22 protein-coding genes are annotated in these 23,629 nt (G+C 74.6%); 6 read left to right on the forward strand and 16 right to left on the reverse strand.

Annotated elements, in window-relative coordinates; all coding sequences use genetic code 11:
- On the reverse strand, window positions 1-576 hold a 576-nt coding region (locus tag AB0G32_RS30095), incomplete at its 3' end, for an FAD-dependent oxidoreductase (RefSeq protein WP_361170181.1).
- Window positions 577-817: 241 nt separating this feature from the next.
- Window positions 818-1,714 (reverse strand): TIGR01777 family oxidoreductase, encoded by an 897-nt coding sequence (locus AB0G32_RS30100; protein ID WP_361170184.1) that lies wholly within the window; start codon window positions 1,712-1,714, stop codon window positions 818-820.
- Window positions 1,715-1,785: 71 nt separating this feature from the next.
- Between AB0G32_RS30100 and AB0G32_RS30105 the strand changes: the two genes are divergently transcribed.
- Window positions 1,786-2,274, forward strand: a complete 489-nt coding sequence (locus AB0G32_RS30105; RefSeq protein WP_361170187.1) for a GNAT family N-acetyltransferase — start codon at window positions 1,786-1,788, stop codon at window positions 2,272-2,274.
- 9 nt (window positions 2,275-2,283) lie between these two features.
- On the opposite strand, the gene AB0G32_RS30110 is transcribed toward AB0G32_RS30105, so the two are convergent.
- Window positions 2,284-3,468 (reverse strand): MarP family serine protease, encoded by a 1,185-nt coding sequence (locus tag AB0G32_RS30110; RefSeq protein WP_361170190.1) that lies wholly within the window; start codon window positions 3,466-3,468, stop codon window positions 2,284-2,286.
- Window positions 3,469-3,666: 198 nt separating this feature from the next.
- Between AB0G32_RS30110 and AB0G32_RS30115 the strand changes: the two genes are divergently transcribed.
- Window positions 3,667-4,563, forward strand: coding sequence for a peptidoglycan recognition protein (locus AB0G32_RS30115; RefSeq protein WP_361170193.1), 897 nt, complete (start codon window positions 3,667-3,669; stop codon window positions 4,561-4,563).
- On the forward strand, window positions 4,560-4,787 hold the full coding sequence (locus tag AB0G32_RS30120) for a hypothetical protein (RefSeq protein WP_361170196.1): 228 nt from the start codon (window positions 4,560-4,562) through the stop codon (window positions 4,785-4,787). Before AB0G32_RS30115 ends, AB0G32_RS30120 begins: the two co-directional genes overlap by 4 nt.
- A gap of 2 nt (window positions 4,788-4,789) precedes the next feature.
- Here the strand turns inward: AB0G32_RS30120 and AB0G32_RS30125 are convergent, their stop codons facing one another.
- The 8 genes from AB0G32_RS30125 to AB0G32_RS30160 all read right to left on the reverse strand — a co-directional run bounded on the left by AB0G32_RS30125 (window position 4,790) and on the right by AB0G32_RS30160 (window position 16,395).
- A complete protein-coding gene (locus AB0G32_RS30125; RefSeq protein WP_361170347.1) occupies window positions 4,790-5,308 on the reverse strand; it encodes a DUF4240 domain-containing protein in 519 nt (172 codons plus the stop codon).
- Entirely contained in the window at window positions 5,308-6,363 is a 1,056-nt protein-coding gene (locus AB0G32_RS30130) for a WYL domain-containing protein (protein WP_361170199.1), read from the reverse strand. Before AB0G32_RS30130 ends, AB0G32_RS30125 begins: the two co-directional genes overlap by 1 nt.
- 69 nt (window positions 6,364-6,432) lie before the next feature.
- On the reverse strand, window positions 6,433-9,135 hold the full coding sequence (gene aceE / locus AB0G32_RS30135; protein WP_361170201.1) for a pyruvate dehydrogenase (acetyl-transferring), homodimeric type: 2,703 nt from the start codon (window positions 9,133-9,135) through the stop codon (window positions 6,433-6,435).
- Between the two features lie 379 nt (window positions 9,136-9,514).
- Window positions 9,515-10,138 carry a GntR family transcriptional regulator gene (locus AB0G32_RS30140; RefSeq protein WP_361170204.1) on the reverse strand — a complete coding sequence of 208 codons (624 nt, stop codon included), beginning with the start codon at window positions 10,136-10,138 and terminating at the stop codon, window positions 9,515-9,517.
- Between the two features lie 212 nt (window positions 10,139-10,350).
- Window positions 10,351-12,150 (reverse strand): 2-oxoglutarate dehydrogenase, E2 component, dihydrolipoamide succinyltransferase, encoded by a 1,800-nt coding sequence (sucB, locus tag AB0G32_RS30145; RefSeq protein ID WP_361170207.1) that lies wholly within the window; start codon window positions 12,148-12,150, stop codon window positions 10,351-10,353.
- Window positions 12,151-12,212: 62 nt separating this feature from the next.
- Complete coding sequence (lpdA, locus tag AB0G32_RS30150) at window positions 12,213-13,601, reverse strand: dihydrolipoyl dehydrogenase (protein ID WP_361170210.1); 1,389 nt, start codon at window positions 13,599-13,601, stop codon at window positions 12,213-12,215.
- A 285-nt stretch (window positions 13,602-13,886) separates the two neighbouring features.
- Window positions 13,887-15,434, reverse strand: coding sequence for a leucyl aminopeptidase (locus AB0G32_RS30155; RefSeq protein ID WP_361170213.1), 1,548 nt, complete (start codon window positions 15,432-15,434; stop codon window positions 13,887-13,889).
- A gap of 178 nt (window positions 15,435-15,612) precedes the next feature.
- The gene (locus tag AB0G32_RS30160) at window positions 15,613-16,395 is read right to left on the reverse strand and encodes an adenosylcobinamide-GDP ribazoletransferase (protein ID WP_361170216.1); all 783 of its coding nucleotides are present in this window, start codon (window positions 16,393-16,395) and stop codon (window positions 15,613-15,615) included.
- Window positions 16,396-16,455: 60 nt separating this feature from the next.
- Here AB0G32_RS30160 and AB0G32_RS30165 point away from each other — a divergent pair, with 60 nt between their 5' ends.
- Window positions 16,456-17,220: a hypothetical protein gene (locus AB0G32_RS30165; RefSeq protein WP_361170219.1), complete on the forward strand. Its 765-nt coding sequence runs from the start codon at window positions 16,456-16,458 to the stop codon at window positions 17,218-17,220.
- A gap of 30 nt (window positions 17,221-17,250) precedes the next feature.
- On the opposite strand, the gene cobT is transcribed toward AB0G32_RS30165, so the two are convergent.
- Window positions 17,251-18,378, reverse strand: coding sequence for a nicotinate-nucleotide--dimethylbenzimidazole phosphoribosyltransferase (cobT, locus tag AB0G32_RS30170; protein WP_361170222.1), 1,128 nt, complete (start codon window positions 18,376-18,378; stop codon window positions 17,251-17,253).
- 158 nt (window positions 18,379-18,536) lie between these two features.
- Between cobT and AB0G32_RS30175 the strand changes: the two genes are divergently transcribed.
- Window positions 18,537-19,328, forward strand: coding sequence for a methyltransferase domain-containing protein (locus tag AB0G32_RS30175; RefSeq protein WP_361170225.1), 792 nt, complete (start codon window positions 18,537-18,539; stop codon window positions 19,326-19,328).
- Here AB0G32_RS30175 and AB0G32_RS30180 read toward each other — a convergent pair.
- The gene (locus AB0G32_RS30180; RefSeq protein WP_361170228.1) at window positions 19,304-20,503 is read right to left on the reverse strand and encodes a bifunctional adenosylcobinamide kinase/adenosylcobinamide-phosphate guanylyltransferase; all 1,200 of its coding nucleotides are present in this window, start codon (window positions 20,501-20,503) and stop codon (window positions 19,304-19,306) included. The two genes, AB0G32_RS30175 and AB0G32_RS30180, sit on opposite strands and share 25 nt — an antisense overlap.
- A gap of 161 nt (window positions 20,504-20,664) precedes the next feature.
- Here AB0G32_RS30180 and AB0G32_RS30185 point away from each other — a divergent pair, with 161 nt between their 5' ends.
- Window positions 20,665-20,877, forward strand: a complete 213-nt coding sequence (locus AB0G32_RS30185; protein WP_361170232.1) for a hypothetical protein — start codon at window positions 20,665-20,667, stop codon at window positions 20,875-20,877.
- Between the two features lie 113 nt (window positions 20,878-20,990).
- On the opposite strand, the gene AB0G32_RS30190 is transcribed toward AB0G32_RS30185, so the two are convergent.
- The 3 genes from AB0G32_RS30190 to AB0G32_RS30200 all read right to left on the reverse strand — a co-directional run bounded on the left by AB0G32_RS30190 (window position 20,991) and on the right by AB0G32_RS30200 (window position 23,596).
- Complete coding sequence (locus tag AB0G32_RS30190) at window positions 20,991-22,055, reverse strand: trypsin-like peptidase domain-containing protein (protein ID WP_361170235.1); 1,065 nt, start codon at window positions 22,053-22,055, stop codon at window positions 20,991-20,993.
- Window positions 22,056-22,151: 96 nt separating this feature from the next.
- Complete coding sequence (locus tag AB0G32_RS30195) at window positions 22,152-22,889, reverse strand: methyltransferase domain-containing protein (RefSeq protein ID WP_361170350.1); 738 nt, start codon at window positions 22,887-22,889, stop codon at window positions 22,152-22,154.
- 83 nt (window positions 22,890-22,972) lie between these two features.
- On the reverse strand, window positions 22,973-23,596 hold the full coding sequence (locus AB0G32_RS30200) for a DUF3043 domain-containing protein (protein WP_361170238.1): 624 nt from the start codon (window positions 23,594-23,596) through the stop codon (window positions 22,973-22,975).
- Window positions 23,597-23,629 lie beyond the last annotated feature (33 nt).

Below are 23,629 nucleotides of genomic sequence, written 5' to 3' on the forward strand. Positions count from 1 at the left end.
GCCGGCCCGGCCCCGGCGCGCCGCCGCCTGCCGCCCGGCCGTCCGGGGTGCGGCCCCGTACCATCCAGCGACCGTGCTCAGTCGTCCGGTGACCGCCCTCGGACGCCCGGTGACCGTCTCGGATCGCTCGATGACCGTTCCTGCTCGTCCGGTGGTGCTGCCGGGCCGTCCGGCGTCCAGCACCGGGCCGCGCGCTCCCGGCACCGGCCGCGGGGTGCTCGCCAGGGCGCGTACGGCGTGCAGTGCGCCCCGTGCGCCCCCGGCCCCGAAGGGGGCGCTCACCCGGTGGTGCAGCCCTTCGCTGTGCACCAGCGCCCCGGGCGCGAAGGGCCGCAGCGCCAGCCCGTCCAGCCCGGGGAAGAGCCTCAGCTCGGCACCCGACGTCGGCAGCAACCGCCCGATCCGGTCGAGCCGGAAGCCGTCGACCTTCTCGGTCGCCATCCGGCCGCCCGGCACGGGGGCCGCCTCCAGGACCACGGTCGACACTCCCTGGCTGGTCAGCCGATGCGCCGCCGCGAGCCCGGCGACCCCGGCCCCCACGACGACGACGTCCGCCTGGTACGTGGGCTCAAGCACGTGCCCCTCCTCGCGATCGCGTGCCGGTCGGGTGCTGGGTGCCCCAACCGGCTTTCGGAATACCCGAGTTCAGATCGAGATTAGGGCCGCGCCCGGTCGGTGCCAGTCGCACGGAGACAGGGCACGGTCGCACGCAGGTCGCACACGGCCGGGTGCGGCGGGGCCGGTCGGCGCGGAGGGTGCCGGTCGGGGCAGAGAGGGCCGGTCGGCTCCCCGCGCGCCCGGTCCCGCCCGGCCGGGATCACAGCGCGGCGCGGATCGCCCCGTCGATCTCCGGGAACGCGAACCGGAACCCCGACTCCAGCAGCCGGGCCGGCAGCACCCGGGCACTGCCCAGCACGTCCCCGGCCATCTCGCCGAGCACCGTGCGCAGTACCGGCGCGGGCACCGCGAACAGGGTGGGCCGGTGCAGTACGCGGCCCATCGCCTCGGTGATCTCCCGGTTGGTGCGCGGCTGCGGGGCGGTCAGGTTGAACGGGCCGGACAGGTCCGCGCGGGCCAGCAGATGGCGGATCGCGGCCACCTCGTCGTGCAGCGCCACGAACGACCAGTACTGCCGCCCGTCGCCCAGGCGGCCGCCGAGCCCCGCCCGGAACAGCGGGAACAGCCGTCCCCAGGCGCCGCCGCCGCGCGCGACGACCAGGCCGGTGCGGGTGAACACGGTCCGTACGCCGGCCTCCTCGGCCGGTGCGGCGGCGGCCTCCCACTCGACGCACAGTCCGGGCAGGAAACCGGTGCCCGCCGGGGCGCTCTCGTCGACCGGGTGCTCCCCGGTCTCGCCGTAGAAGCCGATCGCGCTGCCGTTGACGAAGACCTCGGGCGGCCGGTCCAGCGCGGCGACGGCCCGGGCCAGCGCCGCCGTGCCGTGCACCCGGCTGTCCCGGACCCGCGCCTTGTACGCCGCCGTCCAGCGCCGGTCGCCGACGCCGGCCCCGGCCAGGTTGACCACGGCGTCGCAGCCGGCCAGCCCCGCCGCGTCCACCCGGCCGCGCTCGGGGTCCCAGCGGACCTCGCCCGGCCCCCGGGGCGCGCGGCGCACCAGGCGCACCACCTCGTGCCCGTCCGCCGTCAGGGACCGCGCCAGCGCGCTGCCGATCAGACCGGACGCGCCGGCCACCACGATGCGGGAAGGTTCCATGGGAACATCCTGCCGCTCCCCGGAACTTAATGCCTCGGGGCGGTCGGCCGTCCCGCCGTAAAGTGATCACCATGCCCGCACCGCACATACGCCCCGCCCGGCCGGACGACGAGGAGGCACTGCGCCTGCTCGACCGGGAGACCTGGTCCCCGCTGCACGCGGTCTCGCCGCCGCCGGAACCGGACGCCCCCTTCTTCCGGGAGCACTCCGGTCCCGACGCCCACCTGGTCGCCGAACTCGACGGCCGCGTCGTGGGCTACCTCCGGCTCGGGCGCCCCACCGGCCTCGCGTCCAACAGCCACGTCCGGGCGGTGCACGGCCTCGCCGTGTCCGAGGCGGCCCGCGGCCACGGCATCGGCCGGCTGCTGGTCCGGGCCGCCGTCGCCGAGGCCCGCCGCCTGGGCGCCCGCCGCCTCACCCTGCGCGTCCTCGGCCCCAACACACCCGCCCGGGGGCTCTACGAGTCCGAGGGCTTCGTCGTCGAAGGGGTGCACCCCGAGGAGTTCCTGCTGGACGGCGTGTACGTCGACGACGTGCTGATGGGACGCTCCGTGCGCTGAGGACCGGCGCTACGAGGCCACCGGCGCCCCGGTGTCCACCGCCGCCGTCGCCGCCGCCGCCCGCCGGGCCTCGCCGGACACCTCGGACGCCGTCAGCACGTACCCGGTGGCGGCGTCCGAGGTGGAGCGGGCGAAGACCACGCCGTACACCCGGCCCTCGGTGGTGAGCAGCGGCCCGCCGGAGTTCCCCGGGCGGACCGTGGAGCGGATGGCGTAGATCTCCCGGGTGACCTCGGCGTCGCTGTAGATGTTCTGGCCGCGGGCCTGCACCCGGGTCGCCACCGTCGCCGCCCGCAGGTCCAGGTCGCCGTCCTGCGGATAGCCGGCCACCACCGCCGCCGCGCCCCGCCCGGCGTCGTCGGCGAACCGCAGGGCCGGCGCGGTCAGCTCCGGCACGTACAGCACCGCCACGTCCTTGTCCGGGTCGAACAGCACCACCCGCGCCGCATACGTCCGTCCGACCCCGCCCACCCGCACGCTCGGGTCGTCGATGCCGGCCACCACATGGGCGTTGGTCATGACATGCCGGTCGGCGTAGACGAAACCGCTGCCCTCGCGGCCCTGGCTGCCCGCCACGCCCTCGATCTTCACCGTGCTCAGCTTGGCGGCGTTGGTGGCCGCCGCCGTCACGTTGTCCCCGGAGGGCTCGGCGACCTGGGCCGTCGACTCGTTCTCGAACGGGTTGAAGACCTGCGGGAACCCCGCCTCGGTCAGCGCCGAGGTGGCCCGCGAGAACCACGCCGGGGTGGTGTCCGGCATCGCCCGCTGCACCGCGCCGAGCACCGCCGAGTCCCGGATCGCCGAGGCCAGCAGCGGCGTCGGCGAGGCGGCCAGCACACTCGCCGCCACCCACGCCACGATCAGCGCCGCCGCCGAGTTGGCCACCGCCCCGCCCACCCCGTCGGCCACCCGCAGCGGCCCGGAGTCCAGCTCCCGGCGCAGCCTGAGCGCGAGCCGCCCGGCCAGTTCGTGCCCCACCGCCGCCGGGACCAGCACCGTCAGCACGGCGGTCACCGTCGCCGTCGTCGTGCCCGGCGTCACCAGGTCCATCACCCACGGCAGGATCCACACGCCGACGACCGCCCCGCCCACGAACCCGGCGAGCGAGACACAGCCGGCCAGCAGTCCGCGCCGGTACCCGGCGGCCGCGTAGGCGAGCACCACCAGCGCCAGCACGATGTCGAGCAGATCCACGCGAGCCGCCTTTCTCTCGGACCCTGACACCCCTCGGTACGCGCCGGAAGGGCCCGGTGATCAGCCGGTGCCGCACCCGCGGCCGGGAACCGGCCACACCTGCGGCTACCCGGTGAAACGCCGCGGACCGGGACGATGGTTCCACCGGGTGGCACAGCGCACGTCGCGGGCCGCCCGCGACCGGCGGACAGTGATTCCATGCGTGTGCTGCGAGGGCCCCTGGAGGCCGGGAGACGGCGCGCGGGGCGCATACCGGTCCGCGCGGTCCCCGCCCTGCTGCTCGGCTGCCTGCTGGTCCTCGCCGTCGGTGTCGCGCTGGCGCTCTTCGCGAGCGGCGCGAAAGGCCCGCCCGGACCCCAGGCCCGCTCCTCCGCCCGCCCGGAGAGCCGCTGGTCGGCGCCCCGGCCGGACATCGTGCCGCGCTCCGCCTGGCTGGGCACCGCCGCCCGCCGCCAGCCGGCCCCGCGCTACGACGACGAGGTCGTCGCCGTCTTCGTGCACCACACCGACACCCCGAACGGCTACGACTGCGCCGACGCGCCCCGCATCCTGCGCGACATCTACACCGGCCAGACCGGCGGCCGGGACTGGGACGACCTCGGCTACAACTTCGTGGTCGACCGCTGCGGCACCGTCTACGAGGGCCGGGCCGGCGGCGTCGACCGGGCCGTGACCGGCGCCCACACTCAGGGCTTCAACCACCGCACGGCCGGCATCGCCGCCCTCGGCACCTACACCGAGGGCGTACCCGTGCCGCGCGCGCTGACCGACGCGATCGCCGCGGTGACCGCCTGGAAACTGGGCCCGGCCGGCACCGACCCGCGCGGCCGGGTCCGCCTGGTCTCCAGCAACGGCCTGAGCCGGTACGCGGCCGGCACCGCCGCCGCGCTGCCCGCCGTCGCCGGGCACGACGACGGCTACCAGACCAGCTGCCCCGGCGCCGCGCTCAGCGCCCGGCTGCCCGCGATCCGGGAGCACGCGGCCCGCCTCCAGGGCCGCGCCACCGCACAGGACGGTCACAGCGACCGCGCAGGCTCCTCAGAGCCGGGCCCCCTACGGTCGGTGACACAAGCCGACCGGAGGTGGGGACCATGAAGAACAGCCAGCACGACAGCACCGGTACCTGGGCCAGGGCACTGCGTCGCCCCTGGGCCGCGCTGGCCGCCGCGGCGGCCGTGGTACTGGGCCCGGCGGCGGTCACCGCCTCCGCCCTCGACCAGGCCAACGCGGCCCCGCGGCACCACGCCGGCGGCCTGAAGGCGGAGCAGACCCAGGCGTACCTGGCGACGGAGACGACCCGGCGGCGGGCGACGGCCTGACGTCAGTCGCCGAACCGCTCCCACAACTGGGGAAAGCGTTCCGCCAGTACCCGGTCGTTCTCCAGGTCGATCGGGGTGCCCTGCGGTTCGGCGGGCGGGGCGGGCAGGCCGAGCTCCGGGGCGATGGCGCCGGTGAGCTGTTCGTAGGCCTCGTCGGCCGCGTAGCCGAGGTCCTCGCCGTCGCCGTCGACCTCGTCGTCGAAGTCGTCGAGCAGGCCGGCCAGCGCGTCGGGGTCGTGCACGGCGCCCTCGTAGACCTCCCGGCCCTGGCCGATCAGCCAGCAGCGGAACCAGTCGAAGGCGTCGTCGCCGGCGCCGCCGAGCAGGATCGAGGCGGCGCCCCACAGCTCCCAGGTGCAGGCCCGCTGGTAGCGGGCCTCGAAGTGACGGGCGAAGTCCAGCACCGCTTCCGGGTCCAGCCGGCACAGCCGCTCCACCAGCAGGTCGGCCTGGTCCTCGGGGTCGCCCTCGGCGCCCCGGCGAGCGGTGTCGATCAGCTCCCAGAACTCCGTCTCGTCCATCACGGGTCCAGCATCGGCCCTGCGCGGCCGGGGCGCACGTCCGGGCGACAGATCGTTATCTCCCCGTCGATCTCCGTTCCGTACAGCGCGGCGAGCCGCCGGGCGTCCGCCGCGAACCGCTCCCGCAGCGAGGCGGGGGCCAGTACCTCCGCCTCCGGGCCGAGCGCCCCGAGCTGGGCGTGGGCGACGTCCTCGGACTCCACCGGCAGTGTCACGGTGACCCGGCCGGCTCCGTCCGGCGGCCCGGCGGCGGCCAGCGCCTGCCGGGCGGCGGGCGGGTCCACCGCGTACGGCAGCCGCCGCACCCCCAGCGGGGAGAGCCGTACCACCGCCTCGGCCCGCAGCACCGACCGCGCGAACTGCTCGGCCCGCTCGGCCCAGAACCCGGGCAGGTCGAAGTCCGCGTCCCGGACGAACCGCTCCGGGCCGAGGGACACGGCGCTGAAACGGTCGATCCGGTACACCCGGAAGGACCCGTCGCCCGCCGGCCGCACCACCCGCGCGCACAGGTACCAGACCCCTGCCTTCAGCACGAGCCCGTACGGCTCCAGCTCCCGTTCGACCTCGCGTTCGCCGCGCCGGTAGCGGGCGGTGACCGGCCGGTCGTCCCACACCGCGTCCGCCACCACCGGCAGCAGCCGCGGGGTGCGCGGCTCGGTGAACCAGTTCGGGGCGTCCAGGTGGAAGCGCTGCGCGGCCGTCCGGGAGGCGTCGCGCAGGGACGGCAGCAGCGCCGCCGAGACCTTCAGCCGGGCCGCCGACGCCGCGTCCGCGAGCCCCATCTCGCGCAGCGCGCCCGGCACCCCGGACAGGAACAGCGCCTCCGCCTCGCCGCGCGCCAGCCCGGTCAGCCGCGTCCGGTACCCGCCGATCAGCCGGTAGCCGCCGGTCCGGCCCCGGTCGGCGTAGACCGGCACCCCCGCCTCCGACAGCGCCTGCGCGTCCCGGGTGACCGTCCGCTCGGACACCTCCAGCTCCCGGGCCAGCTCGGCGGCGGTCATCGAGGGCCGGGACTGGAGCAGCAGGACCATCTTGATCAGGCGGGCGGCGCGCATGGCCCACATCATGCAACAGGCCCCCGCGCGGGGCGGGGGCCTGTGGACAAACCTGCGGGGACTACGGGACTACAGGCCGTAGCGCTCGCGCGCCTCCTTCACGGCCGTCGCCTTGACCTCGCCGCGCCGGGCCAGCTGGGCCAGCGCCGCGACGACGACGGACTCGGCGTCGATGCCGAAGTGCCGGCGGGCGCCCTCCCGGGTGTCCGACAGGCCGAAGCCGTCGGCGCCCAGCGAGGACCAGTCCTGCTCGACCCACTGCGCGATCTGGTCGGGGACCTGGCGCATGTAGTCGGAGACCGCCAGCACCGGACCCTCGGCGCCCTGGAGCGCCTGCCGCACGTACGGCGCGCGGTCCTCGCCGCGCAGCAGCGCCGCGTCGGCGTCCATCGCGTCCCGGCGCAGCTCCGTCCAGGAGGTCGCGGACCACACGTCGGCGGCCACGCCCCACTCCTCGGCGAGCAGCCGCTGCGCCTTCAGCGTCCAGTGGATCGCCGTACCGGAGGCGAGCAGCTGGATGCGGGGCGCGTTGGCGGCCGGGGTGAGACCGGCCGACTCCGCGGTGTTGAAGCGGTACAGGCCCTTGACGATGCCCTCGTCGATACCGAGGCCCTGCGGTTTCGCGGGCTGCGGCATCGGCTCGTTGTAGACGGTGAGGTAGTAGAAGACGTTCTGGTCCTCACCGGGCTTCGCCTCGCCGTACATCCGGCGCAGGCCCTCGCGCACGATCACGGCGATCTCGTAGGCGAACGCCGGGTCGTAGGAGAGCGACGCCGGGTTGGTGGCGGCGATCACCGGGGTGTGGCCGTCGGCGTGCTGGAGGCCCTCACCGGTCAGGGTGGTGCGGCCGGCCGTGGCGCCGACCAGGAAGCCGCGGCCGAGCTGGTCGCCGAGCTGCCACATCTGGTCGGCCGTGCGCTGCCAGCCGAACATCGAGTAGAAGATGTAGAACGGGATCATCGCCTCGCCGTGCGTGGCGTACGCGGTGGACGCGGCGATGAAGTCGGCCATCGAACCGGCCTCGGTGATCCCCTCGTTGAGGATCTGCCCGTTCTTGGCCTCCTTGTAGTACATCAGCTGGTCGCGGTCGACCGGCTCGTACGTCTGGCCCTTGGGGGAGTAGATGCCGAGCGACGGGAAGAGGCTCTCCATGCCGAAGGTGCGCGCCTCGTCGGGGACGATCGGCACCCAGCGCTTGCCGGTCTCCTTGTCCCGCACCAGGTCCTTGACCAGCCGGACGAAGGCCATCGTGGTCGCGATGCTCTGCGTGCCGGAGCCCTTGTCGAAGGCGGCGAACGCCTTCTCGGCGGGCGCGGGCAGCGGGGCCAGCGCGTGCGTGCGGCGGGCCGGGGCCGGGCCGCCGAGCGCCGCGCGGCGCTCCTGGAGGTAGCGGACCTCGGGGGAGTCGGCGCCCGGGTGGCCGTAGGGGACCACGCCGTCGACGAAGTCGCTGTCCTTGATCGGCAGGCCGAGGAGGTCGCGCATCTCCTTGAACTCGTCCACCGTCAGCTTCTTCATCTGGTGGTTGGCGTTCTTGGAGGCGAAGCCCTTGCCGAGGGTGTGGCCCTTGACCGTCTGGGCCAGGATCACGGTCGGCTGCCCCTTGTGGGACAGCGCGGCCTTGTACGCGGCGTAGACCTTGCGGGCCTCGTGGCCGCCGCGCGAGAAGTGGAAACACTCCAGGATCTTGTCGTCGCTCAGCAGCTTCGCCATCTCGACGAGCGCCGGGTCCTTGCCGAAGAAGTCCTGGCGGATGTAGGCCGCGTCGCGGGTCTGGTACGTCTGGACCTGCGCGTCCGGTACCTCGCGCAGCCGGCGGACCAGCGCGCCGGTGGTGTCGAGCTGGAACAGCTCGTCCCAGGCGGAGCCCCAGAGCGTCTTGACGACGTTCCAGCCGGAGCCGCGGAAGAGGGACTCCAGCTCCTGCACGATCTTGAAGTTGGCGCGCACCGGGCCGTCGAGGCGCTGGAGGTTGCAGTTGATGACGAAGGTCAGGTTGTCCAGACCCTCGCGGGCGGCCAGCGTCAGCGCGGTGGTCGACTCCGGCTCGTCCATCTCGCCGTCGCCGAGGAACGCCCACACGTGCGAGTCGGAGACGTCCTTGATGGAGCGGCTGGTCAGGTAGCGGTTGAAGCGCGCCTGGTAGATCGCGGAGATCGGGCCGAGGCCCATCGACACGGTCGGGAACTCCCACAGCCAGGGCAGCCGGCGCGGGTGCGGGTAGGACGGCAGGCCGTTGCCGCCGGACTCGCGGCGGAAGTTGTCGAGGTGGCCCTCGTTCAGCCGGCCGTCCAGGAAGGCGCGGGCGTAGATGCCGGGGGAGGCGTGGCCCTGGATGTAGAGCTGGTCGCCGGAGCCGTCCCCCTCCTTGCCGCGGAAGAAGTGGTTGAAGCCGGTCTCGTAGAGCCAGGCCGCGGAGGCGAAGGTGGCGATGTGGCCGCCGACGCCGTACTTGCTGCCGCGGGTCACCATGGCCGCCGCGTTCCAGCGGTTCCAGGCGGTGATCCGCTGCTCCAGCTCCTCGTCGCCGTCCACGGACGGCTCGGCGGAGGTGGGGATGGTGTTGACGTAGTCCGTCTCGAGGAGCTTCGGCAGCGCGACGCCGGCTCCCTCGGCACGCTCCAGCGTGCGCCGCATCAGATACGCGGCGCGGTGCGGTCCGGCCGCCTTCGCGACGGCGTCCAGGGAGGCCTGCCATTCGGCGGTCTCCTCCGGGTCCCGGTCCGGGAGCTGGTCGAGCTCGCTCGGCTGGATGGCGTGGGGGTCGGTCATGTCGCCGCCTTCCTCAGTCGAAGGGGGTTCCCTCATCGGTAAGGGTTCGGGGGTGCCCTTGGTCTTTGGCAGGACAGGGCGTGGACCCCGGTGGGAGTCCATCGGTGACTGTAACTCCCTGATCGATGATCGATCAAAGGGTTGAGCGGGAAAACCTCTTGATCACGAGAAAGTCGGCACGGGGTGCCTTCGGCGATGGCACGGGGTGACCTTGAAGTTGGCGGTCAGTGCAGGTGGGCATAGGCGCGCTACAGCTCGGGTGGTCTCGGCCGGATGGCGGGTGCGGGCGCGCTGTGGCTGATCGCGCAGTTCCCCGCGCCCCTTCAGGGGCGCGGGGAACTGCGCGAATCGGGGGGTCTGGGGGCGCAGCCCCCAGGAATCAGGGGCGCGGGGCGCAGCCCAGGACGTGCGACTTCACCAGCTCGGCGATGCGCGGGTCCCGCCGCTTGAAGGCGGCGACCAGCTCCTCGTGCTCCTCCGCGTAGGACTGCTGCACCGTGCCCAGCCACCGTATCGACAGCGCCGTGAACACCTCGATGCCCAGCCCCTCCCAGGTGTGCAGCAGCACCGAGTTGCCGGCCGCCCGCACCAGCTCCCGGTGGAAACCGACCGTGTGCCGCACCTGCGCCGTCCCGTCGGCGCCGCGGTCCGCCTCGTACAGCGCGCTGACGTGCGGTTCGAGGGCCGAGCAGTCCTCCGCCAGCCGCGCCGCCGCCAGCTCCGCCGCGATCGCCTCCAGCCCGGCCCGGACCGGGTAGCTCTCCTCCAGGTCGGCCGCCGTCAGGTTCCGCACCCGGACGCCCTTGTTCGGCGCCGACTCGATCAGCCGCAGCGACTCCAGTTCGCGCAGTGCCTCGCGGACCGGCGTCTGGCTGACCTCCAGCTCGGTGGCGATCCGCCGCTCCACGATCCGCTCGCCCGGCTGCCAGCGCCCGCTGATGATCCCCTCCAGGATGTGCTCGCGGATCTGCTCGCGGAGCGAGTGGACGACGGGCGCGGTCATGAAGGGCTCCTTAGGGAGGGGCCCTGGCGGCCCCCTGGGGCGTTGACGAATAGACAATACGGCCGTCCGCCCCCGCCGGAAGGGCGCATACGGGCGCTTTCACGCAGGTGAGACGAGGCTTACACGCCGGGTGTGGCGGAAAACGGCGGCGCCCCCGCCCGGAGAGTTCCGGACGGGGGCGCAGCGCGGACCGTGAGGTCGCAGAAGGCGGGTCAGAGGCCCAGCTCGACCTCGAACTCGCCCGCCTCCAGGATCGCCTTGACCGCGGTCAGGTAACGCGCGGCGTCGGCACCGTCCACCAGACGGTGGTCGTAGGACAGGGTCAGGTACGTCATGTCGCGGACGCCGATGACCGTGCCCTCCTCCGTCTCGATCACGGCGGGACGCTTGACCGTCGCGCCGATGCCGAGGATCGCGACCTGGCCCGGCGGCACGATGATCGTGTCGAAGAGCGCACCGCGCGAACCGGTGTTGGAGATGGTGAAGGTCGCACCGGACAGCTCGTCCGGCGTGATCTTGCTGGCCCGGACCTTGCCCGCCAGGTCGGCGGTGGCCTTGGCGATACCGGCGATGTTGAGGTCACCGGCGTTCTTGATGACCGGGGTCATCAGGCCCTTCTCGGAGTCCACCGCGATACCGATGTTCTCGGTGTCGAAGTAGGTGATGGTCCCCTCGGCCTCGTTGATCCTGGCGTTGACCGGCGCGTGCGCCTTCAGCGCCTGGGCCGCGGCCTTGACGAAGAACGGCATCGGGGAGAGCTTGACGCCCTCACGGGCGGCGAAGCCGTCCTTGGCCCGGGCCCGCAGCTTCATCAGCCGGGTGACGTCGACCTCGACGACCGAGGACAGCTGCGCCTGCTCGTGCAGCGCCTTGACCATGTTGTCGCCGATGACCTTGCGGATGCGCGGCATCTTGACGGTCTGGCCGCGCAGCGGGGACGCCTCCAGCTTCGGCGCCTTCTTGGCGGCGGCCGGGGCGGCGGGGGCAGCGGCGGCGGGCGCCGGGGCGGCGGCCTTGGCGGCCTCCGCGGCGGCGATGACGTCCTGCTTGCGGATCCGCCCGCCGACGCCGGTGCCCGAGACGGTGGACAGGTCGACGCCGTGCTCGGCGGCGAGCTTGCGCACCAGCGGGGTGACGTAGGCGCCGTCGTCCGACGCCTGGGCGGCGGCGGGGGCGGCCGGGGCCTGCGGGGCGGCCGGAGCCGGGGCGGGCGCGGGCGCCGGCGCCGGGGCGGCCGGGACCGGCTCGGGCGCCGGGGTCTCCTGCTGCTGCGGGGCCGGGGTGGTCGGCGCCTGCGGAGCCGGGGCCGGGGCCGCCGGGGCGGGCGTCGGCTCGGGCTGCGCCGGGGCGGCCGGGGCCTGCTGGGCCGGGGCGGCGGCGGGCGCCGCGCCGGGAGCGCCGATGACGGCGAGCTTGGCGCCGACCTCGGCGGTCTCGTCCTCGCCGACCACGATCTCCAGGAGCACACCGGCGACGGGCGCCGGGATCTCGGTGTCGACCTTGTCGGTGGAGACCTCAAGGAGCGGCTCGTCCTCGGCCACCTCCTCACCGACCTGCTTCAGCCAGCGGGTGACGGTGCCCTCGGTGACGGACTCGCCGAGCGCGGGCAGGACCACGTCGGTGCCCTCGGCCGAACCGCCGCCGGCCGCGGCCCCCGGGGTCGGGGCGGGCGCCGGGGCGGCCTGCTCGGTGGAGGGGGCGGCCGGGGCCGGCTCCGGAGCGGGCTCGGCGACCTGCTCGGCGGCCGGGGCCGGGGCGGCGGCCGGGGCGCCGCTGCCGTCGTCGATCAGGGCCAGCTCGGCGCCGACCTCGACCGTCTCGTCCTCGGCGACCTTGATGGAGGACAGCACGCCGGAGGCGGGGGCCGGGATCTCGGTGTCGACCTTGTCGGTCGACACCTCGAGCAGCGGCTCGTCGGCCTCGACGCGTTCACCCTCGGCCTTGAGCCAGCGGGTGACGGTGCCCTCGGTGACGCTCTCGCCGAGCGCCGGAAGGGTTACGGAAACCGCCATGGTTTCGGTTGCTCCTTACGAAATTGCGGAAGTCTGTGTCGTCGCGCCCAGTGACCGAGGGGTCAGTCGTGGGAGTGGAGCGGCTTGCCCGCGAGGGCCAGGTGCGCCTCGCCGAGCGCCTCGTTCTGCGTCGGGTGGGCGTGCACGAGCTGGGCCACCTCGGCCGGCAGCGCCTCCCAGTTGTAGATCAGCTGGGCCTCGCCGACCTGCTCGCCCATGCGGTCGCCGACCATGTGGACGCCGACCACGGCACCGTCCTTGACCTGGACGAGCTTGATCTCGCCGGTGGTCTTCAGGATCTTGCTCTTGCCGTTGCCCGCCAGGTTGTACTTAAGGGCGACGACCTTGTCCGCGCCGTAGATCTCCTTGGCCTTGGCCTCGGAGATGCCCACGGAGGCGACCTCGGGGTGGCAGTACGTCACCCGGGGGACACCGTCGTAGTCGATCGGGACGGTCTTCAGACCGGCCAGCCGCTCCGCCACCAGCATGCCCTCGGCGAAGCCGACGTGCGCGAGCTGGAGGGTCGGGACCAGGTCACCGACGGCGGAGACGGTCGGCACGTTGGTGCGCATGTACTCGTCGACCAGGACGTAGCCGCGGTCCATGGCGACCCCGGCCTCCTCGTAGCCCAGGCCCTGCGAGACCGGGCCGCGGCCGATGGCGACGAGGAGGACCTCGGCCTCGAACTCCTTGCCGTCGGCCAGCGTGACCTTGACACCGTCCTGGGTGTACTCGGCCTTCTGGAAGAAGGTGCCCAGGTTGAACTTGATGCCGCGCTTGCGGAACGCGCGCTCCAGCAGCTTCGAGCTGTTCTCGTCCTCGACCGGGACGAGGTGCTTGAGGCCCTCGACGATGGTGACGTCGGTGCCGAAGGACTTCCACGCGGAGGCGAACTCGACGCCGATCACGCCGCCGCCCAGCACGATCGCGGACTTCGGCACGCGGTCCAGCTTGAGGGCGTGGTCGGAGGAGATGATCCGGTCGCCGTCGATGGTCAGACCCGGCAGCGACTTCGGCACGGAGCCGGTCGCCAGCAGCACGTGCCGGCCCTGGACGCGCCGGCCGTTCACATCCACCGAGGTCGGGGAGGAGAGCTTGCCCTCACCCTCGATGTAGGTCACCTTGCGGGAGGCGATGAGCCCCTGAAGCCCCTTGTACAGGCCGGAGATCACGTCGTCCTTGTACTTGTGGACGGCCGCGATGTCGATGCCCTCGAAGGTGGCCTTCACGCCGAACTGCTCGCTCTCGCGGGCCTGGTCGGCGATCTCGCCGGCGTGCAGCAGGGCCTTGGTGGGAATGCAGCCGTTGTGCAGGCAGGTGCCGCCGACCTTGCCCTTCTCGATCAGGGCGACGTCCAGGCCCAGCTGCGCCCCGCGCAGGGCCGCGGCGTACCCACCGCTACCACCGCCGAGGATCACTAGGTCGAAAACGGTGCTGGCGTCGTTCGCCACGTCACGTCCTCCATGCATGTGCGCCGTACGCCGGTCGTCGGTGACCGGCAGGCGGCTGGTGTCCGGCCGCTCGTTCTTCGGCCCTGGGTGGGGCCCTGTCCTGCCGGGTCCCATCTTCGCACCTGTAGAGGCCGTAGGAGACGCGGGGCCGGTGTGTGAGACGCAGCACGTTCACATGAGCACGCCGGTAAGGGCAGCGCCGCCAGGGGCGCGGGGAACTGCGCGACCAGCCCCCACGCTCCCGCAGCCGCACGACGGCGGACGAACCGAGCTATAGGGCGAACGTCACCCGAGATCCCCCGCCGCCGCCAGCTCGGCCAGCCGCACCAGCGTCCGCACCGCCGTCCCCGTCCCGCCCTTCGGCGTGTATCCGAACGGCCCGCCCTCGTTGAACGCCGGACCCGCGATGTCCAGGTGCGCCCAGGTGATCCCCTCGCCCACGAACTCGCGCAGGAACAGCCCGGCCACCAGCCCGCCGCCCATCCGCTCACCCATGTTCGCGATGTCGGCCGTCGGGGACTCCATGCCCTTGCGCAGGTGCTCCGGCAGCGGCATCGGCCAGGCCGGCTCGCCGACCTCCTCGGCCGCCTCGTGCAGCGCGGCCCGGAACGCGTCGTCGTTCGCCATGATCCCGTACGTCCGGCTGCCCAGCGCCAGCATCATCGCGCCGGTCAGCGTCGCCACGTCCACGATCGCGTCCGGGTTCTCCTGCGACGCCGCCCACAGCGCGTCGGCCAGCACCAGGCGGCCCTCGGCGTCGGTGTTGAGCACCTCCACCGTCTTGCCGCTGTACATGCGCAGCACGTCGCCGGGGCGGGTGGCGGAGCCCGACGGCATGTTCTCGGCCAGCGCCAGCCAGCCGGTGACGTTGACCTCCAGGCCGAGCCGCGCGGCGGCCACCACGGCCGCGAACACGGCGGCGGCACCGGCCATGTCGCACTTCATCGTCTCGTTGTGCCCGGCCGGCTTCAGCGAGATGCCGCCCGAGTCGTAGGTGATGCCCTTGCCGACGAAGGCCAGCGACTTGGCCGCCCGGGACGAGGTGTACGACAGCTTCACCAGCCGCGGCGTCGACGCCGAGCCGGAGCCGACGCCCAGGATGCCGCCGTAGCCGCCCTTGGCCAGCGCCTTCTCGTCGAGCACCTGCACCTTGATGCCGTGCTCCTTGGCCGCCGCCTGCGCGATCGCGGCGAACGCCTCGGGGTTCAGGTCGTTCGGCGGGGTGTTGACCAGGTCGCGGGCGCGGTTCAGCTCCTCGGCGACGGCGGCGGCCCGCTCCAGCGCGGCCTTGTACGCCTTGTCCCGGGGCTTGCCGCCGAGCAGCGCGGCCTCGCCCAGCGGCGCCTTGCCGTTCTTGGCCTTCTTGCCCGCGCCGCTCCCGGCGCTGTCCTTGTAGGCGTCGAAGGAGTACGCGCCGAGCAGCACGCCCTCGCCGACGACGCCGGCGTCCGCGGCGTCCGCGAGCGGCAGCGCGAAGGCGGCCTTCTTGGCGCCGGCCAGGGCGCGGGCGGCGACACCGGCCGCCTTGCGCAGCGCCTCGCCGTCGTAGCCGGCGTCCTTCTCGGGCTCGGCGCCCAGGCCCACCGCCACCATGAGCGGCGCCTTGAAGCCGGCCGGCGCGGGCAGCTTCGTCACCTCGCCCTCGGCGCCCGAGGCGCCGAGGGTCTCCAGAACGCCGGCCAGCTTGCCGTCGTACGCCTTGTCCACGGCCTCGGCGCCGGGAGCCACGACGAGGCTCTGGCGGCCGGCCGCGGAGCCCTTGGCGACACCGATCACGATCGCGTCGGCCCGCAGGCCGGGCGCCGCGGCGGTGCTGAGAGTGAGAGCAGTCACGGTGGTGAAATCTCGCTTCCGTATGAAATCCGGTGAACCGGTGAATCCGGTGAAGTCCGGTGTGTGGCCGAAATGCGGTGGGTCGACCGGGCCCGAACCCGACCCTAGATCCCTCCTGCGATGCGGTCTCCACCTGGGCGGGTGAAACCCCGCCCGAGCCTACGCTCGTGCCCGCGCGTCAGCCGAGGACCAGGACCACCAGGGCCGTCGTGGCCGCCGTCTCGGCGAGGGTGCCGAAGACGTCGCCGGTGACCCCGCCGAACCGGCGCACGCAGTGCCGGAGCGTCAACTCGGCGGCGCCCAGGGCGAACAGCACCGCGACCGCGGTACGGACCGCGCCGGCCGGCCCGAGGACCGCGCCCGCCCCGGCCGCGGCCACCGTGACGGCGGCGGCCACCCCCAGCGCGCCCCGGGCCGGCAGCACGCCGGCGACCGCGGCGCCGAGTCCCTCCGGGCGGGCGGCCGGTACGCCGGTCCGGGCGGCCAGCGTCAGTGCCAGCCGGGCGACGACCGCCGAGACCACGGCGGCCAGCGCGCCCCGGGTCCAGGAGGCGCCGTACGCCTGCGCCAGCGCGGCCACTTGACCGAGCAGCACCAGCACCAGGGCGAGTACGCCGAACGGCCCGATGTCCGACTGCTTCATGATCCGCAGCGCGTCCTCGGCGGGCTTCCCGCTGCCCAGCCCGTCCGCGGTGTCGGCCAGCCCGTCCAGGTGCAGTCCGCGGGTGAGCACCGCCGGTACGGCCGCGGTGGCGACGGCGACGAGCGGCGGCCCCGCGCCGAGGGCGAGCAGGACGAGCCCGGTCGCGGCGGACGCCACCCCGACCGCCAGCCCGGCCAGCGGCGCGCACAGCATGCCGCCGCGCGCGGCCGGCCGGTCCCAGCGGGTCACCTCGACGGGGAACACGGTGAGGGTGCCGAAGGCGAAGCGCAGACCGTCGGCGAAGGGGGCGGTGGGCATCGCCGCAGACTATCCGGCACTCGCCTGGGGACCCGCGCCGGTCCGGGATAAAGTCCGCATATGGGAGATTGGTGGCATCGAAACATCATTGAACCGGGCAAACTGCCGCTGCTCCTCGCCCTGGGCGCCTTCGTCCTCACGTTCGTGGTCACCCGGGTCGTCACCCGTCTGATCCGGGCCGGGAAGGGCCCGTTCGGCAATGTGCGGGCCGGCGGGGTCCACATCCACCACGTGGTCCCGGGCATCGTCCTGACCGTCGTCGGCGGCTTCGGCGCGGTGGCCGGCGGCCGGCACGGGTTCGGCTCCGCGCTGAGCGCCGTGGTCTTCGGCGTCGGAGCGGGGCTGGTCCTGGACGAGTTCGCGCTGATCCTCCACCTCGACGACGTCTACTGGACCGAGGCCGGCCGCAAGAGCGTCGAGGTCGTCGTGGTCACCGCGGCGCTGGTCGGGCTGATGTTGGCCGGCTTCACCCCGTTCGGTGTCGACGGGCTGTCGCAGGACGAGTTGCAGGACCGCGTCAACGTCATCTCGACCGTCGCGGGCAACTTCCTCTTCTCGCTGCTCGCCCTGAGCAAGGGCAAGGCCAGGCTCGCGGTGTTCGGGGTGGTCGTCCCGCTCGTCGCCCTGGTCGGCGCGGTGCGGCTGGCCCGTCCGGGCTCCCTCTGGGCCCGCCGCTGCTATGCCCGGCGCCCCCGGGCCCGGGCCAGGGCCGTGCTGCGCGCCTACCGCCACGACCGCCGCTGGTCGGGCCCGCGCCGCGTGGTTCAGGACTGGATCGGCGGCCGCCCGGACCCGGCCCCGGGACGGCCGCCGGACGAGCGGTAACGGCGGTAGCGGCCGTAGCAGGGTGGCGGGCTACGCCTGGTCCGGGGCGCCTGGGGCGTCCGTGGCGTCCGACTCCTCCAGCTTCTCCGCCTCCTCCGGCTTCGCGGATTCCACCCCCCGCTCCGGCAGCTCCGCCGCCAGCGCCGCTGCGGCCTGCACCAGCGGAAGGGCGAGCAAGCCGCCCGCGCCCTCTCCGACCTGTACGCCCTGCGCGAGCACCGGCTCCAGGGCCATCCGGTCCAGGGCCTTCGACTGGCCCGGCTCCCCGCTGTCGTGCGCGGCCAGCCACCAGTCCGGGGCGCGGAACGCGATCCGCTGTCCGACCAGCGCACAGGCGGCCGTCACCACGCCGTCCAGGAGCACCGGCATCTTCCGTACCGCGCTCTGCAGCAGGAACCCGGTCATCGCGGCGAGATCGGCCCCGCCGACCGTGGCCAGCAGCTGGAGCTGGTCCCCGAGGACCGGCCGGGCCCGGCGCAGCGCGTCGCGGATCGCCGCGCACTTGCGCATCCAGGCCAGGTCGTCGATGGCCTGCCCGCCCCGCCCGGTCACCACCGACGCGTCCGTCCCGCACAGCGCCGCGACCAGCACCCCCGCCGCCGTGGTGCCGCCGACGCTCACATCGCCCAGTACCACCAGGTCGGTACCGGAGTCGGCCTCCTCGTCGGCCACCGCGACCCCGGCCCGGAAGGCGGCCTCCGCCTCCGCCAGGGTCAGCGCGTCCTCGACGTCGATCCGGCCGCCGCCGCGCCGCACCCGGTGCCGTACCACCTCGGCCGGCAGCGTCTGCGGGTCGCAGTCCAGCGCCATGTCGACCACCCGCACCGGCACGCCGAGCCGCCCGGCCAGCACCGACACCGGCCGGCCGCCCGCCAGCACCTCGCGCACCAGTTCGCCGGCGCTGCCCGCCGGACGGGACGAGACGTCCAGCTCGGCCACCTTGTGATCGCCGGCGAAGAGCACCACCCGGGGCCGCTCGACCGGCCGTACCGGTACGGCGGACTGCGCCGCGGCCAGCCACTCGCCCAGGTCGTCCAGGCGGCCCAGCGCCCCGGGGGGCACGACCTGACGTGCGCGGCGCGCCTCGGCGTCGCGGCGTACCCCGCCGTCCGGGCGCTCGATCAGGTCGGTGAAGTCGTCGAGATTCAGCGAGCTCATTCGCCGAACAGTACCGGCCCCGATCGCGCGCGTCCGAGGGCACATCCGCCCCTCCTCCGAGCGCCGTCTTGGCAGCCGGGATCGGCATCCCATACGTTCCGGTTCGCCGGGGAATGTCACCATGTCGTCCCCTGCTCCGCCCCGACCGGGAGCCGCCCGTGTCCACACCGCCGTCCCCCTCCGCCCCGCCTCCCGCGGCCTCGCCGCTGTCCGTCGCCCCGCCCGCCCCCCGGCACCCGCCCCGGCGCGCGGACTGCCCCTGGTGCGGCTCCCGGCGGCTGCGCCCCCGCCAGCCCGCCACCGCCCCGGCCGCCCGCTGCGCGCTCGTCGTCTGCCGGGACTGCCGGCACGCCTTCCGCAACCCGCCGCCCGGCCCGGACCACCCGGACGGCACCCTGGTGCGGGCCGGCGCCGCCCTGCGGCACCTGCTGGCCGCCCGCGCGCTGCTGGGCCGCTGCCCCGAACCGGAGAGCTGGCTGGACGTCGACACCGGCGACGCCCGCTTCCCGCACACCGCGCGGCGGTTCTTCCCGTACACCTCCTTCGACGGCCTCGACCCCACCCACCGGGTGCTGCGCGCCCGGGCCGCCGAGCGGGTGGAGGAGGCGTACGTCGGCCGGCTGACGGACCCGCACCTCACCGCCCGGCTGCGGGCCCGCTACGACGTGGTCAGCGTCCTGCGTCCGGAGCGCAGCCCGGACCCGCGCGCCGAACTGCACGCCGCGCTGCGGGCGTTGCGTCCCGGCGGCCATCTGCTGCTCGACGCAGTCGACCCGCGCGTCCTGCTCGCGCACCCGCCCGGCACCCGGCCCACCGCCCGGCTGCGCGCCGAACTGCGGGAGCACGGCTGCGTGCCGCTCACCCCGGCGGGCAGCCGGCGGATCATCGCCCGCACCGCGCCCGCCCGGCCCCGTACCGCCCCCGCTCAGCCCCGCAGCACCAGCGCCTGACCGGCCACCACCAGCAGTACCTGCTCGCACTCGGCGGCGAACGCGGCGTTCAGCCGGCCGAGTTCGTCCCGGTAGCGGCGGCCCGACGCGGTGGCCGGCACGATGCCCGAGCCCACCTCGTTGGAGACCGCGACGAGGGTGCGCCGGCTCGCGCGCACCGCCTCCGTCAGCTCCCGCGTCCGCTCGCGCAGCGCCTTCTGCCCGCCGGCCGCCCACCGGTCGTCGTCCCACGCCCCGACGACGTCCATCGCGTCCGTCAGCCACAGCGACAGACAGTCGACGAGCAGCGGCGGACCGTCCCGCGTCAGCAGCGGCACCAGATCGCAGGTCTCGGCGGTGCGCCAGGAACCCGGGCGCCGCTCCCGGTGGGTGGCCACCCGCGCCGCCCACTCGGTGTCCCCGCCGCGCGTCCCGCCCGTCGCCACGTACAGCACGCCGGGGAAGGACTCCAGCCGCCGTTCCGCCTCCACCGACTTGCCCGACCGCGCCCCGCCCAGCACCAGCGTCCGGCGCGGCAGGTCGGGCACGTCCTCGTAGCTCCCGACGGTCAGCGTCGTCCCGTCCGGCACCGCCCGGGCGCCCGCCGCCGCCAGCCGGCGCCGCAGCTCGGGCCCCGGCGGCACGTCGTGGTCCAGGTGCACGGCGACGACGTCGGTGGCCGGGCCCACCGCGCCGACCGCCCGCAGCCTGGCCAGCGCGTCCGGCCGGCCCACCAGGTCCGCGAGCACCAGGTCGTAGGTGTCGGCCGGCTCCTCCAGACCGGCGGGCGCGCCGCCCGGCGGCAGATACAGCAGCCGCTGTCCGTCCGGGCCGGTCACCGCGTAGCCGGTGCCCGGCGCGTCCATCGCCACCGCCCGCACCCGGTGCCCGGTCAGCAGCGCCAGCTCCCGGCCGTCCGGCACCCGGCCCGGCTGCGGCAGCCCGGCCGGCACCTCCACCGCCGGGCCGTCCGCCGGATGCGACAGCAGCACCTGGCCCACCCCGGCCAGCGAACGCCCGGAGCGGGCGGCGGCGAACACCGCGCCGGGCGTCAGGTCCAGCAGCAGCGCCCCGTCCACCAGCAGCGCGGTCGCCGCGCGCGCGTCAGCGCCCTGGGCGACGGCGCAGGCCGCGCAGGGACAGTCGGGGCGGGGGAGTCCCGCGGGGGCACCGGTGCCGAGCAGAGTCACGTCCACGCACCGATTTTCGCCGGTCGCCCGCCGGCCTGCGCGTCCGAGACCGCCAACGGGCCCTCGGCCCGCCCGGCGAAGCACATAGGCTGCGACCGGGCGCCGGACCAAGATCCGGCGACCGCTCTGCAGGTGCTCACCACTGGGCTCACATCTGGGAGGCGTACATGGCGGCATGGACGTGGCGGTTCGAGACGGCCGACGGGGCGGAGGTCCAGCCCTCGGTGCAGCCGGAGGAGTTCACCACCCAAGGGGACGCCGAGTCGTGGCTCGGGGAGTACTGGAAGGAACTCAAGGAGGGCGGCACGGACCAGGTGCGGCTCTTCGAGGACGCGGCGGAGATCTACGGCCCGATGAAGCTGCACGGCGAGGACGCGTAGCCGACGGGTACCGACGGGTGGGGGGCGGTGGCCGGCGGGCCGCCCCCGCCTCACGGCTCCGGCCGCCCCCGCCTCACGGCTCCGGCCGCCCCCGCCTCACCGCCCCGGCCGCCTCACTGCTCGTCCAGCGTCACCTGCGCGGTCCGTTCGTCGCCGTCGCGGGTGAACGTGACCTTCGTCCGGTCCCCGGGCCGCAGCGCGGCCAGCGCCTCGGCGAGCGAGGTGATGGTGGTGATCCCGCTGTCGCCCACCTTGGTGATGACGTCCCCGGACCGCAGCCCCGCCCGCTGGGCCGCGCCGCCGTCCCGCACCTCGACGACGGCCACCCCGGCGGCCCGGTAGCCGGAGTCGACCACCGTACGGCCGGTGATGCCGAGCGCGGCCCGGCCGGAATCGGTGACCTCGCCCTGCTCGACGATCTGCCCGGCGACCGTCTTGACCATCGACGCCGGGATGGCGAACCCGATGCCGGGCGCCGCGCTGTCGCCCAGGTTCGGGTCGGTCGCGGCCAGCGTCGGGATACCGATCACCTGGCCGTCGAGGTTCACCAGGGCGCCGCCGCTGTTACCGGGGTTGATGGCGGCGGAGGTCTGCACCATGTTGGCCAGCGTCGCGCCGGTGCCGCCGCCCGAACCGCCCTCCGTGACGGTCCGCCCGGTGGCGGAGACGATGCCCTGGGTCACGCTGGAGGACAGCCCGAGCGGCGAGCCCATCGCCAGCACGATCTGTCCCACGGCGACCTTCGCGGAGTCCCCGAACTCGGCCGCCCGCACGCCGTCCGGCACCCGGTCCAGCTTCACCACCGCGAGATCCTGCTCCGGGTAGGACGAGACGAGCCTGGCGGGCAGCGGGTCCTCGCTGTGCGCGGTGGTCACCTGGAAGGAGCGCTGGTCACCGACGACGTGCGCGTTGGTGACGACGTGGCCCTCGCGGTCGTAGACCACGCCCGATCCCAGGGCGTCGGCGCCCTGGATCTGCACCACCGACGGCAGTACGTCGTCGATCACCCGCCGGTAGTCGCTCTCCAGGTCGGCCGCGGCCCGCGGCGCGGCGGCCCGCGCGGTCCGCTGCACCGGGGCGCCGGCCCCGGAACAGCCGGCGAGCGCGACGGCGGCACAGCCGAGCGCGGTCACGCGGGCGACGGCACGGAGGCGGGCACAGCGGCGCGAGACGTCCATGCCCCGAGTCTCACCAGCAGCCGCCCGCCCGGCCCCCGGTGAGCACCCGAACGGGCAGGCCGCGGACAGCGGGCCGGTCGGCCCCGGGCGGGGTGGTCAGCCGCGGACCCCGCACAGGTGCAGCAGCGCCGCCACCCCCCGGTACGGGTCCGTGCGGCCCGCCCGTTCCTCCGCCGCCAGCAGGGTCTCCAGGTCGTCCGGGACCGGGGTGCCGTCCGCTGCCGTGTCGGTGAAGACCCGGACGCCGTACCAGGTGTGCAGCGGCGCGCCGATGCCCGCGAGCGTCGCGGTCAGCGCCGCCCGCCGGTCCGCGCGCACGCCGGTGCCCGCCCGCACCGGCGGTTCGCCGTCCGGGTCGGTACGGGACCGGGGGACCTGCGCGGTGGGTTCGAGCGCCGCCAGCGCGTCCGCCCACCGGCCGCCGAGGCCCGGCCGCATCGCCAGCGCGTCGCCGTTGCGCACCAGCAGCGACAGCAGGCCGCCCTGGGCGAGCACCCGCGCCAGTCCCGCCAGCAGCGGGTCGGGTTCCTCGACGTACATCAGCACGCCGTGGCACAGCACCACGTCGAAGCTGCCCGGCAGGAAGTGCACGCCGGTGTCCCGGCCGTCGCCCTCGATGATCCGCATCCGGTCCTGGATGCCCGGCGGCTGCCCGGCGAGCGCCTCGCGGGCCGCGGCGGTCAGTACGGCGTCCTGCTCCAGGCCGGTCACCTGGTGCCCGGCCCGGGCCAGCCGCAGCGCCTGCGTGCCCCGCCCCATGCCGACGTCCAGCACCCGCAGCCGGCGCCCGACCGGGAACCGCCCGACGAGCTGCTCGTCGAGCTGCCGGGCCACCAGCTCCTGGCGCACGATGTCGCGCAGACCGCCGCCCGGGCCGTCCAGACGGACCCCCGCGTCCCCGGCGAACGGAATCCCGCTCAGGGCCGCTCCCCGCGCTTGACCTGCGGCTTCGGCAGCCGCAGCCGGCGCATCTGGAGCGAGCGCATCAGCGCGTAGGCGATGGCGCCGCGCTTGTTCTCGTCGCCGAAGCGCTCCCGCAGGGCCTTCTTCAGCCGGACGGCGCTGACGATCGAGTCCAGCACGATCAGCACGATCACGACCAGCCACAGCAGCAGCGCGATGTTCTGCAGCGACGGCACCTGGATCACGCTCAGCACCAGGATGAACACGGCCATCGGCAGGAAGTACTCCGCGATGTTGAACCGGGAGTCGACGAAGTTGCGGGCGAACTTGCGGACCGGGCCCTTGTCCCGGGCCGGCAGGTACCGCTCGTCGCCGCTGGCGAGCGCCTGGCGCTGCCGCTCCAGCGCGGCACGGCGGTCCTCGCGCTGCCGCTTGGCGGCCTCCTTGCGCGTGGTCGGCGTGTGGGCGACGCTGCGCCGCTGGCTCTGGGCCTGGCTGCGCTTGGGCGTCGGGCGACCCTTGGGGGCCTGCGGGTCGCGGGGCTGACTGGAGTCGGTCGGCGACCCTACGGTCGCGGCCTTCTCTTCCTTGGCACGGCTACGGAACACAAAACCCAAGGGTAAGCGCATGACCCGCATGGACCACAGTCCGGCGGGGAACGATCCCGCAAC

This window comes from Streptomyces sp. NPDC023723 (assembly GCF_040639815.1).
Lineage (GTDB): Bacteria > Actinomycetota > Actinomycetes > Streptomycetales > Streptomycetaceae > Streptomyces.

Excerpts from the sequence above, each read along its gene's own strand:
- cobT (WP_361170222.1), bottom strand. The coding sequence starts at position 18,378 with ATGAGCTCGCTGAATCTCGACGACTTCACCGACCTGATCGAGCGCCCG.
- AB0G32_RS30130 (WP_361170199.1), bottom strand. The coding sequence starts at position 6,363 with ATGCGCGCCGCCCGCCTGATCAAGATGGTCCTGCTGCTCCAGTCCCGG.
- sucB (WP_361170207.1), bottom strand. The coding sequence starts at position 12,150 with ATGGCGGTTTCCGTAACCCTTCCGGCGCTCGGCGAGAGCGTCACCGAG.
- AB0G32_RS30160 (WP_361170216.1), bottom strand. The coding sequence starts at position 16,395 with ATGCCCACCGCCCCCTTCGCCGACGGTCTGCGCTTCGCCTTCGGCACC.
- AB0G32_RS30190 (WP_361170235.1), bottom strand. The coding sequence starts at position 22,055 with ATGGACGTCTCGCGCCGCTGTGCCCGCCTCCGTGCCGTCGCCCGCGTG.
- AB0G32_RS30185 (WP_361170232.1), top strand. The coding sequence starts at position 20,665 with ATGGCGGCATGGACGTGGCGGTTCGAGACGGCCGACGGGGCGGAGGTC.
- AB0G32_RS30115 (WP_361170193.1), top strand. The coding sequence starts at position 3,667 with ATGCGTGTGCTGCGAGGGCCCCTGGAGGCCGGGAGACGGCGCGCGGGG.
- AB0G32_RS30200 (WP_361170238.1), bottom strand. The coding sequence starts at position 23,596 with ATGCGGGTCATGCGCTTACCCTTGGGTTTTGTGTTCCGTAGCCGTGCC.
- AB0G32_RS30140 (WP_361170204.1), bottom strand. The coding sequence starts at position 10,138 with ATGACCGCGCCCGTCGTCCACTCGCTCCGCGAGCAGATCCGCGAGCAC.
- AB0G32_RS30125 (WP_361170347.1), bottom strand. The coding sequence starts at position 5,308 with ATGGACGAGACGGAGTTCTGGGAGCTGATCGACACCGCTCGCCGGGGC.
- AB0G32_RS30105 (WP_361170187.1), top strand. The coding sequence starts at position 1,786 with ATGCCCGCACCGCACATACGCCCCGCCCGGCCGGACGACGAGGAGGCA.
- aceE (WP_361170201.1), bottom strand. The coding sequence starts at position 9,135 with ATGACCGACCCCCACGCCATCCAGCCGAGCGAGCTCGACCAGCTCCCG.
- AB0G32_RS30100 (WP_361170184.1), bottom strand. The coding sequence starts at position 1,714 with ATGGAACCTTCCCGCATCGTGGTGGCCGGCGCGTCCGGTCTGATCGGC.
- AB0G32_RS30165 (WP_361170219.1), top strand. The coding sequence starts at position 16,456 with ATGGGAGATTGGTGGCATCGAAACATCATTGAACCGGGCAAACTGCCG.
- AB0G32_RS30120 (WP_361170196.1), top strand. The coding sequence starts at position 4,560 with ATGAAGAACAGCCAGCACGACAGCACCGGTACCTGGGCCAGGGCACTG.